Source organism: Bradyrhizobium sp. 139 (assembly GCF_023074175.1).
In the GTDB taxonomy this organism is placed as follows: Bacteria; Pseudomonadota; Alphaproteobacteria; order Rhizobiales; family Xanthobacteraceae; genus Bradyrhizobium.
Map to the genome: position 1 here is coordinate 35665 of NZ_JADPKS010000011.1, position 13487 is coordinate 49151.

Below are 13487 nucleotides of genomic sequence, written 5' to 3' on the forward strand. Positions count from 1 at the left end.
GACTATCGCATAGCGGCAGAAACCGCGAACGGCACGCCGGGTCAAGGTTTAGCGGGCTGCATCAGTGAGGCAAAGCCCCTACCTTCCCGGCGCTGTATTTTGCATCACACCGATGCATCACACCGATCATGTCGGATGGCCGTGACGGGGCCGCCGCGATAGGTGTTTTCGACATCACAGGTGCTTTTGACATCCAGGTTCTCTTCTCCTCCTCGCCGTCATTCCGGGCCGACTCCCGGAATGACGGGAAAGCTTTTGTGTGCGCATCGCAATTGATCGATGTTTGTCTGCGCGGAGCCGAGGGTTCCCATTCCTGCACTGCGGCAAATGCCAAGAGAATGTCGCCTCGTTGGCCAACTTCCGACACAGCGCCGGGGCGAATAGCTGCGATCCGACATGACGCAGTGCTTCGGCGGTGACTGTCCCGCCTCCGCCGGCGCATTCATTTTTCGTTCCAGGGAATCCTCGTGTCGCATAAGCTTGCCCCGGCGTTCCTCGCCGCACTCTTCCTCGCGATCTCATCTCTTTCCAGCGTCCGCGCCGAGCCGCCGGCCGCCAACAGTGCTGCCGCACTGTCGCCGGACGAGGCCAAGCGTGCACTGGAGACGCTCCAGGACGACAAAAAGCGTGCGCAGATGATCGATACGTTGCGCGTGATCGCGAATGCGTCCGGTCAGCAGCAGCCGGCGCCTTCCGCGTCCGAGCAGAAATCGCCGATCCCGCTCTCGGCCGACGGCCTCGGCGCGCAGCTCCTGCTCACAGTGTCGGAAGAGATCGGCGAGATTTCGCGCGAAATCGCCAGCGTGGCGCGGACGCTGACGCATTTCCCAACCTTCTATTACTGGATCGTACGTACCGCCAACGATCCCGCCGCCTACAACCTCCTGATCGAGATCGCGTGGAAGCTCGCGCTGGTGCTCGGCTGCGCCATTGCGGCGGAGTGGATCATCTTCCGTGTGATCCGGCGCCCGGTCGCATTCCTGGAAGAACGCGTACCACAAACTGCGCGCCTGCCGGTGCGGGCACTGCCCATTGCCGATCCGCCATCATCGGTCGCCGATGTCACTCCCGAACCTGAGCTGCACAAGCGCCGCCATAGCCTGGCGCGCGCTTGGCAGCTGTTGCTGCGGCTGCCCTTCGTGCTCGGTCGTCTCCTGCTCGAACTGCTGCCCGTGTTCGTTTTCATCGGCGTCGCAACCGCACTGCTCGGCACAGAGATCGGCGATCCCGCGACCGTCCGTCTCGTGATCCTCGCCGTCGTCAATGCCTACGCGTTCTCGCGCGGGCTCATCTGCGTCGTCCGCGCGCTGGCGGGGCCGTTTGGCCTGATCCCGGTTCGGGCGGAAACCGCGGCCTATATCGAGATCTGGGCGCGGCGCATCGTCGGCGTCGGCGTCTCGGGAATCGCCTTCGCCAATGTGGCGCTGCTGCTCGGCCTGCATCGTGCCGGCTATGCGGCGCTGCTGCGCATGGTGATGCTGGTCGTGCATCTCTTCGTCGTCGTCATCATCCTGCAATGCCGCCGCCAGGTTGCCGACGCCATTCGTGCGCCGGCTGAAAAGCAGGGCATCGCGGCCCGCCTGCGGAATCGCATTGCCGGCGGCTGGCACTATCTCGCCATCGCGCTCGATCTCGCGCTGTGGGCGGTCTGGGCGCTCAACATTCGCAACGGCTATTCGCTGCTGCTGCAATATTTCGTCGGCACCGTCGTGGTGGCGCTGATCACGCGCGTCGCCATCATGGTGACGCTGAGCCTGATCGACCGCGGCTTCCGCATCAAGCCGGAAATCCTGCAGCGCTTTCCTGGCCTCGAGATCCGCGCCAACCGCTATCTGCCGCTGCTGCGCAAGATCGTCTCGGGCGTGATCGCGTTCATCGGCTTCGTGGCCGTGCTCGAAGTCTGGGGCGTCGACGCCATCGTCTGGTTCTATGGCGGCCAGATCGGCAGCCGCCTGATCTCGGCCGTGGCGACGATCGGCATCGCCGTCGTCATTGCCGCAGCAATCTGGGAAGCCAGCAACGCGCTGCTGGATCGTCAGATCAACACGCTGTCACGCGACGGACATTACGCTCGCGCCGCGCGCCTGCGCACCTTCCAGCCGATGCTGCGGACGGCACTGCTCTGTCTGATCGCGACCGTCGTCGGTCTCACCGCGCTGAGCGAGATCGGGGTCAACGTCGCGCCGCTGCTTGCGGGTGCCGGCATCGTCGGCATTGCCATCGGCTTCGGCTCACAGAAGCTGGTGCAGGATCTCATCACCGGCCTGTTCCTGCTGCTGGAGAACACGGTCCAGGTCGGCGACTCAGTCAGCGTCTCGGGAGTCTCAGGCGTGGTCGAGAACGTCTCGATCCGCACCATTCGTCTGCGCGCAGGTGACGGCGCAGTGCACATCGTGCCGTTCAGCGCGGTCACGACCATCACCAACGCCAGCCGCGGCGCCGGCAATGCGTCCGTCAGCGTCAACGTCGCCTACAAGGAAGACACCGACCGCGCCGGCCAGGTTCTCAAGGACATCGTCGACGAGATGCGCCGCGAGCCGGAGTTTCGCGCGGCGATTCGCGGCGACCTCGAACTGTGGGGCATCGACAAGGTCGATGGTGCCATGGTGTCGATCGTCGGCCAGATCCGCTGCACCGAGACCGGCCGCTGGCCGGTCCAGCGCGAATTCAACCGCCGCATGAAGCTGCGCTTCCAGCAGAACGGCATCGAGGTCGCATCCCCGGTCCAGACCATCCTGATGCAGATCGCACCGCCCGCCGACGCTGCTGCCAATCTGGCCCCGCGGCGGGCGGCTGGTTAGCGCTCGGCATATTCCAGCTTGCCTCTGCCCGCCCGGCAGCGTTCACTCCGGCCCCGGCCCGCTGACGACATGCGGGCGGTAAAAAGGCTGGGAGGGACTAATGCGGGGGCTGTGGGCCGGATTGCGCGGCCATGTGATGGTCGTGTGCGCGTTGATTGGATGTGTGGCGTGGACCGCGTCTGGCAGCGCCCAGCCGTTCCCGTCGCGTCCCATCACCCTCGTGGTGCCGTTTGCCGCGGGCGGCCCGACCGACACGCTGGCGCGGATCCTGTCCGAGCGGATCGCCGCTCAGCTGCACACGACCGTCGTGGTCGAGAACGTGGCCGGCGCCTCCGGCAGCATCGCCGGTGCTCGCGTCGCGCGCGCGGCCCCTGACGGCACTGCGATCACGATCGGCCATTGGGGTACGCATGTGCTGAACGGCGCGGTCTTCAAACTGCCCTATGATGTGATCGCCGATTTCGAACCGGTCGCGACGATCGCGATGGGAACGCAGCTCATCGTCGGCCGGAAGTCGCTCCAGGCCAACAATCTGAAAGAGATGATTGCGTGGCTGAAGGCCAATCCCGGCAAGGCGACTGCTGGCACAGCTGGTGCCGGCACGGGTGCACACGTCGCCGGCGTCTTCTTCAAGGAAAAGACCGGCACCGATTTCCAGTTCGTGCCTTATCGCGGCGCCGGACCCGCCATGATTGATCTCGTCGCAGGCCAGATCGACATCATGTTCGACCAGGCCTCGAATTCGCTGCCGCAACACAAGAACGGCGCGATCAAGGCGTTCGCAGTGACCTCGCCGACGCGGCTTGCCTCCGCGCCTGATATCCCGACCGTTGACGAGGCAGGCCTGCCCGGCCTCTACATCTCCTACTGGCACGGCATCTGGGCACCGAAGAACACGCCGAAGGAGATCGTCACGAAGCTCAACGCCGCCATCGTCGCCGCGCTCGCCGATCCCTCCGTCAAGCAGCGCTTCGCCGAATTGGGGCAGGAGATTCCGCCTGCCGACCAGCAATCGCCTTCGGCGCTCGGCGCATTCCAGAAGGCAGAGACCGAGAAGTGGTGGCCGATCGTGAAGGCCGCCGACATCAAGCCTGAGTAGGTTTGCTCTCTCACACGCACTCTTCCTCATCCTGAGGCCCGCGAAGCGGGCGTCTCGGAGGATGCGCCGCGGGCGAGAGCAGGGCCTCATGGTTCGCCCGGCGATGCAAAGCATCGTCCGGAGACGCGCGAAGACGCGCTCCTCTCCATGAGGAGCGGGAGCCTTACGGCGTTAACCCTTCATCGCACGCGAAAATTTCGCTGCGGTGCGAGATCACAATCGATGCCTGAGTCTCTACGTCCTTGATCTCAGGTGAGCGCTGGCCGACAATGTTTGCGGTTCAATAAGAAACTCCCCGGGGGAATTCGTGAATAGACCTGCTTGGGTCAACGCCCATTCGACATCACCCGAATCCACGCACGGCATGACTCTGCTGCGCGATCCCTTGCTGAACAAGGGCACCGCCTTCACCGCGCAGGAGCGCCACGAGCTCGGCTTGCGCGGCCTGCTGCCGCCTTGCGTGCTGACGATGGAGACGCAGGTCGAGCGCGTGCTCGTCAATCTGCGCACATTGCCGACGGATCTGGAAAAATACGTCGCGCTGAATGCGCTGCATGACCGCAACGAGGCGCTGTTCTTCCGCGTCGTCGTCGACAATATCGACGAGATCCAGCCGATCATCTACACGCCGACGGTCGGGCTCGCCTGCCAGAAATACGGCCTGATCTTCCAGCGGCCGCGCGGCATGTTCATCTCATCGCGCGACCGCGGCCAGATCGCGGCGATCCTGGAAAACTGGCCCTATCCCGCAAAGCTCATCGTCGTGACCGATGGCGAGCGCATCCTCGGTCTCGGCGATCTCGGCGCCAACGGCATGGGCATTCCGGTCGGCAAGCTCTCGCTCTACTCGGCCTGCGCCGGCGTGCATCCCGAGCTATGTCTGCCGATCGTGCTCGACGTCGGCACCAATAACGAGGAGCTCTTGAACGATCCCTATTATCTCGGCCTGTGCGAGCGGAGGCTCACGGGCGAGGCCTATGACAGCTTCGTCGATGAATTCATGGTCGCCGCGCGCAAAACGTTTCCGGGCGTGCTGATTCAGTTCGAGGATTTCGCCAATCACTCCGCGTTCAAGCTGCTGCATAAATATCGCGACGAAGCCTGCGTCTTCAACGACGACATCCAGGGCACTGCGGCCGTGGCGCTCGCCGGGCTGTTCTCGGCGCTGCGCGTCAACGGCGGCAAGCTGAGGGATCAGCGAATCCTGTTCCTCGGCGCGGGCGAGGCCGCGACCGGCATCGCCGATCTCGTGACGTCCGCCATGATGGCGGAGGGCGCCTCTGAGGCCGAGGCGCTCCGCAGCAATTGGCTGGTGGATTCCCGCGGCCTCGTCGTCAGCGGCCGTGAAGGCCTCTCCGGTCACAAGCTGCGCTATGCCCATACCGACCAGGCGCCGATCGCCGATTTCCTCACCGCGATCAAGACGCTGAAGCCGACCGCGATCATCGGCGTCGCTGCGGTCGGCGGCGCCTTCACGCCTGACGTGCTCAAGGCGATGGCCGCGCTCAACGAGCAGCCGATCGTGTTCGCGCTCTCCAACCCGACCTCGAAGGCCGAATGCTCGGCCGAGGATGCCTACCGCTATACAGAGGGCCGTGCGTTGTTCGCCTGCGGCAGTCCCTACGATCCGGTGAAGCTCAACGGCCGCACCTTCGTGCCCCGCCAGGGCAACAACTCCTATATCTTCCCCGGCGTCGGCCTCGGCGTCATCGCCAGCCGTTCGCGCCTCGTCACGGACGAGATGTTCATGGCGGCCGCCCATACGCTTGCCGATTGCGTCGGCAAGGAGGACCTCGCGCAGGGCAGCCTCTATCCGGCGCTGCCCCGCATCCGTGAGGTCTCCGTCCGGATCGCGGCCGCCGTCGCCGACGTCGCCTTCCAGCGCGGGCTCGCGGACGGGCCCGCGCCCAACGACGTGAAGGACCTGGTTCAGTCGCAGATGTACGAGCCGAAATATTAGGACGCGGTGCCGAACTCAGGACGGTGCGGTTGTCGCGGGTCTGCCTCGATTCAGGATACGCGACTGTGATGGAATCATCACAGCCCGTGCGAAACCGACTCTGGCCTCGGGTCCGCTTTTGTTCCGACAAGGTTCTGCCCTCATTGCCCACCGAAACTCCGGCCGTTCGGAGGGCGTATCATGTCTTGCTTTGCACGTGCCGACAGTGCCCGGATTTCCCTCGCAGCCTCGGGCAGGCTGCTGCTCGCCATCATCGGTGCCGCCTCGCTCGCCGCGTGCGCACAATCTCCGGTCGGCCGCCAGAAGGCCGATCTGGCCGGCACCAGCCGGCAGGCTGCCGTCGAGCGGCCGCACAGGGTGGCGGCGCTGCATCCGCGGCCCATCAGCCGGGCGCGCATCCGGGCCGACACGAGCGATACCAAGCAAACCGCCTCGCACGGCGTTGCCAGCTTCTATTCGGATACGGAGACTGCGAGCGGCGAGAAGTTCGACAAGTACGAATTGACCGCGGCGCATCCCAGCCTGCCGTTCGGCACAAAGCTGCGCGTCACCGACGTGTCCTCCGGTCGCTTCGTAACCGTCCGGGTCAACGATCGCGGGCCCTATGTTCGCGGACGCGTGGTCGACGTCTCTCCCTCCGCGGCCGAGGCGCTCGGCATGGTCGACAAGGGCATCACCAATGTCAGGCTCGACGTCGTGCGATAAGGCGCGATTCACCGACGGCAGGCGTCGCGCTTAACCGGCTGTTAGCTGCCCATCGCGCACAATGGGTCTCCAACGGGTCGGGGCTCCAAATCGGGCTCGTAATCGGGTTGGGGAGGCGGCGTTTGAACACGATCCAGTATCTCGAAGATCAGGCCGCGCGCGCCGAGCGGCTCGCCAAACGGATCACGGATACACTGACGATCGAAAAGCTCCTGACCTTCGCTGGCGAACGCCGCCGTGAAATCGAGGTCTTCGCCGGCAAGTACCGGCGCGCCTGATCCTCACATACCATGCACTGGACGCATTCGCCCTCGCTTCCTTGTCTGCTTCATTGAAGCGGTCTGCGCCATTGAAGCAACGCGCGCTCAGCTATGGCTTTCGACGAAGTCGCTGAGATAATCGGGCAGCGTCAGGCCGTCGATATCGCAGCGCGCCTGGATCTCGCCGGCCACATCAGTCGAGATGTCCTTCATCCAATGCTCGAGCGTGTTGAATGAAATCACCTTGATGGGGTCATTGAAGCAGCCGGCGACAAGCTCGCCGATCGTGGCTTCGAGATCGCTCCGTTCGACGCGGATTTCGGTGGCCTCGTCGACGCGATCGATCACCACGAACAAGGTCTGATCTGCGCCATAGGGAACGACCGGGGATGGCACGCCAGATTCAAGCATGTGTGGCACTCACGCCTGGACTTCCGATCTCAGATAACGGGAAAAACCGGAAAAAGGTTCCTGCGCTCAATCAGTGCTTCTGCAGGCCATCAGAGGAATTCTCTCAGCCGCGATAGTTCGGCGATGTGATCGGGCGAGAGGATGTCCGTCACCAGCGGCGGTTGCGCCGCCGTGCGGATCTCATAGAGATGCCTGGTTGTCGACGGCTTCGCCATGAACGCGGAGATGCACTCGTCGAGCGTGCCCTCACTCACCTGGTAAGAGGCTCTGTCCGGTCGGCGCTGGTTCGCAAGCGACGGCCATTTATGCAGGGCCGCGAGTGCACCGAAATCGACCTTTGAATGCGCAACCACGTCCCCCATCGCCTCGCCTCACGCAAAAAAGTGCCCCAGCACGCAAACTTGCGTGCCGGGGCCCACACCTATCGCTGCATCTCAATGCCACAAGCGGCCCAACGCAGCAGCCGGAAAAAGGTTCCCGGCTGCCTTGCCGCCATCAGCTCGCGGCCGCCGCGATTCTGTGCCCCGGGATGGTATCACCGTGGCTCTCCTCATCGCCGCGGCCGACCTGCGGGGGAAGCCCGGCGAAGCGTCGCATGGCTTCGGCCATCTGCACCCGGCCCGCGGCGCCGGTGATCACCACGTCCACCATCGCAAACGACGAGTGGAAATGGCCGCGCCCCCTGAGCTGCTCGACGGGGACACCGGCGGCCGCCATTGCCTCGGCATAGGCGATGCCCTCGTCGCGCAACGGATCGAATTCACAGGTGACGACGAAGGCCGGCGGCAGGCCTGCGACGTTGCCGCGCAGCGGCGAGACGCGCGGATCGGTGCGGTCGGCCGGTGAGCAGTAGAGGTCCCAGAACCAGTACATCAGCGAGCGCGTCAGGAAATAGCCGGTCGCATTGTCGTTGTAGGAGGGCCGGTCGAAGGTGCAGTCGGTGACCGGGCACACCAGGAGCTGGCCGGCGATCTCCGGTCCGCCGCGGTCGCGCGCAAGCTGACAGGTGACGGCGGCGATGTTGCCGCCGGCGCTCCAGCCTGCGACCAGCACCGGACCCGGCTTGCCGCCAAGCTCGGCCAGGTGTTCGGCGATCCAGCGCGTTGCCGCATAGCCGTCCTCGGCCGCCGTCGGGAAGCGATGCTCCGGCGCGTGGCGATAGCCGACACTGACGAACATCATGCCGGTTCGCCGCACCATGTCGCGGCAGAACGGATCGTCCGACTGCTCGTCGCCGAGTACCCAGCCGCCGCCGTGGAAATAGACCACGACCGGATGGGGGCCCGGTGCCGCCGGTCGGTAAACGCGGTACGGCAACGGGCCGTCGGTGCCGGGCAGCGTGCCGTCGCCGATGTCGCCGATCGGCCGTCCCGCGGGGCGGCCCTTGTTGAACTCGTCGACGAAGGCGCGTGCGCCGAGCGCGCCCATCGATTCGATCGGCGGCAGGTTCAGCTGCGCGAGCAGGTTCAGCACCAGCCGCACATCCGGCTGCAGCCGCACGACCTCGCCGTCATTGCATTGCACCCCAACGTTGGGGCCGGTCAGCTTGAAGCCGAGCATGCCGCGGCTCGTGACCTCGTCGCAGATGCTGCGATAGGGGCCGACGCCGCCGGTATAGGGCATCAGTCCCTGAATCTTGCCCGGCACGTTGGCGCCGGTGTACCAGGTGTTGGCGAGCCGGTGCAGCGTCAGCATCGAGCAGTCGGCCATGTGCCGGCCCCAGCCCGCCTGCGCCGTCTCGGTCGGCTCGATCGTGGTGAAGCCGGCATCGCGCAGCGCGGCGAGGCGATCGACGACCCAGTCGACATGCTGCTCGATCGACACCGCCATGTTCGACAGCACCGACGGGCTGCCGGGGCCGGTGATCATGAAGAAATTCGGGAAGCCCTCGACCGTGAGCCCGAGATAGGTCTGCGGCCCTTGGGCCCAGACATCGGTCAGCGACTTGCCGCCGCGTCCGGTGATCGGATGCACGGCGCGGATCGCGCCGGTCATGGCGTCGAATCCGGTCGCGAACACGATGACGTCGACATCGACGCTGCGCCTGGCCGTTGTGATGCCGCTCGCGGTGATCGCCTTGATCGGCTCCTGGCGCAGATTGACCAGCGTGACGTTCGGCCGGTTGTAGGTCGCATAGTAATTGGTATCGAGGCAGGGACGCTTTGCGCCGAACGGATGATCGTGCGGCATCAGCGCGGCCGCCGTCTCCGGATCCGTCACGGCCGCCGAGATCTTCTCGCGAATGAGGTCACATATCAGCTTGTTGCCGCCGACATCGACAGCCTGGTCGGCCCACAGCTGCGTGAGGATATAGACGAGGTCGCCCTTGCCCCAAGCCTCCTCGAAGCGTGCCCGGCGCTCGGCGTCGCTGAGCTGCCAGCTCACGGCCACCTGCTGCGGATAGGGTACGCCGGCCATCGACTGGCGCGCCTGCTCGCGATAGGCCGCGCGGTCGCTCTGGAAAAGATCCAGGCGATCGGACGGCGAGGGGCCATTATGCGCCGGCAGCGCGAAATTCGGCGTGCGCTGGAACACGGTCAGGTGCGCGGCCTGCTCCGCGATCAGCGGGATCGACTGGATGGCCGATGAGCCCGTGCCGATCACGGCGACGCGCTTGCCGGCCAGATTGACGCCGTCATGCGGCCAGCGGCCGGTGAAATAGACCTCGCCGCCAAAATCCTTGACGCCGTCGATCTCCGGCGGCTTCGGCGCGGACAGGCAGCCTGTGGCCATGATGTAGTGGCGGCAGGAGACCGGCGTGCCGTTGTTGGTGGTGAGCTGCCAGCGCTCTGTCGCTTCGTCCCACGTGGCTTCGGTGACCTTGGTCTCGAAGCGGATGTCGCGGCGCAGATCGTAGCGGTCGGCGACGAAGCCGAGATAGCGCAGGATCTCGGGCTGGGTCGCGTACTTCTCCGACCAGGTCCAGGCCTTGTCGAGCTCCGGGTCGAACGTGTAGCTGTAATCGATGGTCTGGATATCGCAGCGCGCGCCGGGATAGCGGTTCCAGTACCAGGTGCCGCCGACGTCGCCGGCTTCCTCGATGGCGACCGCCGTGAGCCCGGCCTTGCGCAGGCGATGCAGAAGATAGAGGCCGGCAAACCCGGCGCCGACCACGGCGACGTCGACCTGGTGGGCTGTTCCACTCGCCGCTTCGGACTCGCGTGCGGCGACCATTGCGTCAGGCATGGAATTCCTCCCGTGTGTTTTGCCGGCAGGCTATCGCTGCAGGCGCCGCTTGTCATCAGAACAAGCGCAATCTTCGGTAGTCTTGCGGCGCCATCGTGGTCGCACGAAGGTTGCGGCGATACACGCACCGCGATGCACAATCGCCGGGATTCTCCGGACTAATCAGGGCGCATCCTTCTGTGTATGCTGCGATTCGAAGCCACGCGTACCGACCGGGCGTCATGATAGAGTTGAGTGAACGGACGAAAGCGAACATGGACGTTGTCCTGGAGGAGACGTGTCGCCAATTGCCGCATGGCGGCGATCACGACAGCCGCAGGTTCATCGCCGAGCGCCTGATCGAGGCGGCGCAGGCCGGTCACTCCACGCTCGGTGAGCTCGGCATCGTCGCCCGCCGCGCGCTGGCGGAGATCATCGACAAGCGCGGCTAGTCACATGACATCTCGGCTGGACCTGAGCGAGCGCCTCGTCCTTCGAGACGACCGCTTCGCGGTCTCCTCAGGATGAGGCTTGGCTGCATCGGTCTCCGTTGAAATTGCTGCCGCGTAGTCGTCCCTCATCCTGAGGGCCCGCCATAGGCGGGCGTCTCGAAGGATGGCCGCAGCCGAGCTTCCAGCCACCTGTTTCTTCACATGATATGCGTCAGCCCTGCCGCAGGCGGGGCGAGGTAAGACGCAGCTTGCCTCCTCGTGGGCGGTGGACGTAACCTCTCGGGAATGTTTTGGCGCATCGAGATCCCCCAAGATGCGGTCGTTGTTTGCGCTCGTTGTGGCCTGTTCGCTTCTTTGCTGCGGCGCTGCAGCCGTCGCTCAGGCGGTCGGACAGTTCCCGTTCGCGCTGACGCGTGAAGGACAGATGCTCGGCGCCGTCGAGGGCGAGGTGGCGTCCTTCAAGGGGCTGGCCTACGCGGCCGCGCCGATCGGCCCGTTGCGCTGGCGCCCACCGCAGGCAACGGCCGAGAACGCCGAGATGCGCACCGCCTATGAGTACGGCCCGCCGTGCCTTCAGTCGGCGCTGCCGGGTGCGAGCGAGGACTGCCTCACGCTCAACGTATTCCGTCCCTTCGGGGTCGACGGTCCGCTGCCGGTGATGGTGTTCATCCATGGTGGCGCATTCGCCAGCGGCACCGCGAATGATCCGCTGTTCGACGGTGCAAGGCTCGCGCAGGCCGGCCTGATCGTGGTCACCGTGAATTATCGTCTCGGCGTGCTCGGCTGGCTCGCCTATCCCGCGCTGTCGGAAGGCGGCTCCGGCAATTACGGCCTGATGGACCAGATCGCGGCGCTGCATTGGGTGCACGACAACATCGCGGCCTTCGGCGGAGATCCAAGCAACGTCACCCTGTTCGGCAGCGGCGCAGGTGCGACGTCGATCGCGCTGCTGATGCTGTGCGCGCAATCGCGCGATCTCTTCCACAAAGCCATTCTGCAATCGCTGCCCGGCCGCGCGCGTCTGCGCTCGGTGCAGGAGGCGGAGGCCATGGGCCGGCAATTCGTGGCGGCGCTCGGGCAGGAGGCGGATTTGCGCGCCGCCGAGCCGGCGCGACTGCTTGCTGCCGAACAAAACCTGCTCGCAAAATCCGTACGCAGTTTCGCGCCGGCGATGGACGGAATCCTGGTGAGCGAAGACGTGGCCGCGGGATTTACTGCGGGACATGAAAGCCGCATCCCCCTCATCATCGGCTCGAACGATGACGAAACGCGTTTCGATGGCGAGCCGGAGATCAAGGAGACGCTTGCGTCCTCGGGCGCGAGCAGCGATGAGCTGCGCAAGCTCTACCCGGACATCGCGAGGCCATCGGAGCGCGGAGCCAAATTCTACACCGACAAGGTCTTCTCCGAGCCGGTCAGACTGCTTGCCCGCCTCCATGCCGCAACCGGTGCGCCTACGTTTCGCTATCGCTTCGCTTACGTGAGCGAGGCCCGGCGCACAAATCCCGACGAAGGGCACGGGCGCGAATTGCAATTCATCTTCGGCGCGGAAGGCGTACCCGGCGCGGGACTGCGCACATGGGAGGATCGCGCGGTCGCGAACCGCATGCGCAGTTACTGGATCAACTTTGCAAAGAGTGGCAATCCCAACGGCCCGGATCTGCCGCATTGGGATGCGGCCGCAGACGGCGATCGCCTGCTGCTGATCACGAACGATCGCATCGCGAGCGGAGACGACCCCTGGACGGAGCGTCTCGACCGGCTGGCGCGCTAGGGCAGGATGAGTTGGATTTACGCCGCGAGTTCGACGCGGGGCGCCGGGCTCAGCCGACCTTCTTCGAGATAGTCCATCGCGCCGTCCTTCTCGACAGCGTAGAATTGCTGGCCGTCCTTCGACCTGTAGGCGGCGCGGACGACGCCGCGGCGGCCCTTGTCACTGTTGACGACGTCCCCCAGCGCAAACTTCTTCATCTTACGACCTTGTCTTCTGGCCGACTCCTTCGGCCACGGCTGGATTGTGGGCGGCAAATCGTTAACGGCTTGCTAACCATACGGGTTCGGCGCGCGGCTTGCGCATCCGCGCGAGGACCATCTGCTGCCGCTGAGGTGGCCGCCGGCGCGGCCGGCAGCGACGTCGGTCACCGCGTCTTCGTCGACGAGGTCGCGAGTGTCGCGATGGCGTCGTATGTTTTTTGATGAATCGCAGGGTGGATTAGCGAAGCGTAATCCACCATCGGGCTCTAATCCGCCCTACGCAGCTTCAACCTCACCCATATCTCAGCTTCATGAACAAGATGCCGCCGGCGAGCACCATGGTGACGGCGTTGGCGGCGACCAGCGGGGCGTCGCCGCTGAGCAGGCCGTAGACGAGCCAGAGCGCCAGGCCGAGCACCATGACCAGGAACATGCCGAGCGATATGTCGCGGGCCGAGCGGGTCTTCCAGACCTTGATGAACTGCGGCGCGTAGGCGACGGTGGTGCAGGTTGCGGCAGCAAAGCCGAGCAGCTTGATCAAGAACGGGTCCATGCCGGCTCTATAGCATGGATTCGACGGTGGTCATGGCTAGAGCCTTTTCCGTTCCGACGAAATCGGAACGAGGCTCTAGATTTCGCGAACCGGTATCCACTTCGCGC

Annotated in this window: 12 protein-coding genes and 1 pseudogene; 8 read left to right on the forward strand and 5 right to left on the reverse strand. The window is 65.0% G+C overall.

Translation table 11 applies throughout. The annotated features are described in order from the left end of the window. Nucleotides 1–467: 467 nt before the first annotated feature. The 5 genes from IVA80_RS03720 (at nucleotide 468) to IVA80_RS03740 (ending at nucleotide 6843) form a co-directional block, all read left to right on the forward strand. Nucleotides 468–2801, forward strand: coding sequence for a mechanosensitive ion channel domain-containing protein (locus tag IVA80_RS03720; RefSeq protein WP_247425713.1), 2334 nt, complete (start codon nucleotides 468–470; stop codon nucleotides 2799–2801). A 100-nt stretch (nucleotides 2802–2901) separates the two neighbouring features. Then, nucleotides 2902–3900 (forward strand): tripartite tricarboxylate transporter substrate-binding protein, encoded by a 999-nt coding sequence (locus IVA80_RS03725; protein ID WP_247425715.1) that lies wholly within the window; start codon nucleotides 2902–2904, stop codon nucleotides 3898–3900. A gap of 307 nt (nucleotides 3901–4207) precedes the next feature. Continuing rightward, nucleotides 4208–5860, forward strand: coding sequence for an NAD-dependent malic enzyme (locus tag IVA80_RS03730; protein ID WP_346347957.1), 1653 nt, complete (start codon nucleotides 4208–4210; stop codon nucleotides 5858–5860). 180 nt (nucleotides 5861–6040) lie between these two features. Further along, nucleotides 6041–6565, forward strand: coding sequence for a septal ring lytic transglycosylase RlpA family protein (locus tag IVA80_RS03735; RefSeq protein WP_247425716.1), 525 nt, complete (start codon nucleotides 6041–6043; stop codon nucleotides 6563–6565). 122 nt (nucleotides 6566–6687) lie between these two features. Next, nucleotides 6688–6843, forward strand: a complete 156-nt coding sequence (locus tag IVA80_RS03740; protein WP_247425717.1) for a hypothetical protein — start codon at nucleotides 6688–6690, stop codon at nucleotides 6841–6843. 87 nt (nucleotides 6844–6930) lie between these two features. Here the strand turns inward: IVA80_RS03740 and IVA80_RS03745 are convergent, their stop codons facing one another. The 3 genes from IVA80_RS03745 to IVA80_RS03755 form a co-directional block, all read right to left on the reverse strand. Further along, entirely contained in the window at nucleotides 6931–7236 is a 306-nt protein-coding gene (locus tag IVA80_RS03745; protein WP_247425718.1) for a hypothetical protein, read from the reverse strand. 89 nt (nucleotides 7237–7325) lie between these two features. After that, nucleotides 7326–7598, reverse strand: a complete 273-nt coding sequence (locus IVA80_RS03750) for a hypothetical protein (RefSeq protein WP_247425719.1) — start codon at nucleotides 7596–7598, stop codon at nucleotides 7326–7328. A gap of 133 nt (nucleotides 7599–7731) precedes the next feature. Beyond that, nucleotides 7732–10422, reverse strand: a complete 2691-nt coding sequence (locus IVA80_RS03755; RefSeq protein ID WP_247425720.1) for an alpha/beta hydrolase fold domain-containing protein — start codon at nucleotides 10420–10422, stop codon at nucleotides 7732–7734. Between the two features lie 221 nt (nucleotides 10423–10643). On the opposite strand from IVA80_RS03755, the gene IVA80_RS03760 reads away from it, so the two are divergent. Continuing rightward, a complete protein-coding gene (locus IVA80_RS03760) occupies nucleotides 10644–10853 on the forward strand; it encodes a hypothetical protein (RefSeq protein ID WP_247425721.1) in 210 nt (69 codons plus the stop codon). Nucleotides 10854–11166: 313 nt separating this feature from the next. Then, on the forward strand, nucleotides 11167–12627 hold the full coding sequence (locus IVA80_RS03765; protein WP_247425722.1) for a carboxylesterase family protein: 1461 nt from the start codon (nucleotides 11167–11169) through the stop codon (nucleotides 12625–12627). Between the two features lie 17 nt (nucleotides 12628–12644). Here IVA80_RS03765 and IVA80_RS03770 read toward each other — a convergent pair whose 3' ends face one another. Then, complete coding sequence (locus IVA80_RS03770; protein ID WP_247425723.1) at nucleotides 12645–12824, reverse strand: hypothetical protein; 180 nt, start codon at nucleotides 12822–12824, stop codon at nucleotides 12645–12647. A 91-nt stretch (nucleotides 12825–12915) separates the two neighbouring features. Between IVA80_RS03770 and IVA80_RS38525 the strand changes: the two are divergent. Beyond that, a pseudogene (locus tag IVA80_RS38525) lies at nucleotides 12916–13049 on the forward strand (dioxygenase); the annotation flags it as partial. Between the two features lie 70 nt (nucleotides 13050–13119). Here the strand turns inward: IVA80_RS38525 and IVA80_RS03775 are convergent. After that, on the reverse strand, nucleotides 13120–13380 hold the full coding sequence (locus IVA80_RS03775; RefSeq protein WP_247425725.1) for a SemiSWEET transporter: 261 nt from the start codon (nucleotides 13378–13380) through the stop codon (nucleotides 13120–13122). Nucleotides 13381–13487 lie beyond the last annotated feature (107 nt).

Excerpts from the sequence above, each read along its gene's own strand:
- IVA80_RS03775 (WP_247425725.1), bottom strand. The coding sequence starts at position 13,380 with ATGGACCCGTTCTTGATCAAGCTGCTCGGCTTTGCTGCCGCAACCTGC.
- IVA80_RS03745 (WP_247425718.1), bottom strand. The coding sequence starts at position 7,236 with ATGCTTGAATCTGGCGTGCCATCCCCGGTCGTTCCCTATGGCGCAGAT.
- IVA80_RS03725 (WP_247425715.1), top strand. The coding sequence starts at position 2,902 with ATGCGGGGGCTGTGGGCCGGATTGCGCGGCCATGTGATGGTCGTGTGC.
- IVA80_RS03770 (WP_247425723.1), bottom strand. The coding sequence starts at position 12,824 with ATGAAGAAGTTTGCGCTGGGGGACGTCGTCAACAGTGACAAGGGCCGC.
- IVA80_RS03765 (WP_247425722.1), top strand. The coding sequence starts at position 11,167 with ATGCGGTCGTTGTTTGCGCTCGTTGTGGCCTGTTCGCTTCTTTGCTGC.
- IVA80_RS03760 (WP_247425721.1), top strand. The coding sequence starts at position 10,644 with ATGATAGAGTTGAGTGAACGGACGAAAGCGAACATGGACGTTGTCCTG.
- IVA80_RS03750 (WP_247425719.1), bottom strand. The coding sequence starts at position 7,598 with ATGGGGGACGTGGTTGCGCATTCAAAGGTCGATTTCGGTGCACTCGCG.
- IVA80_RS03755 (WP_247425720.1), bottom strand. The coding sequence starts at position 10,422 with ATGCCTGACGCAATGGTCGCCGCACGCGAGTCCGAAGCGGCGAGTGGA.
- IVA80_RS03735 (WP_247425716.1), top strand. The coding sequence starts at position 6,041 with ATGTCTTGCTTTGCACGTGCCGACAGTGCCCGGATTTCCCTCGCAGCC.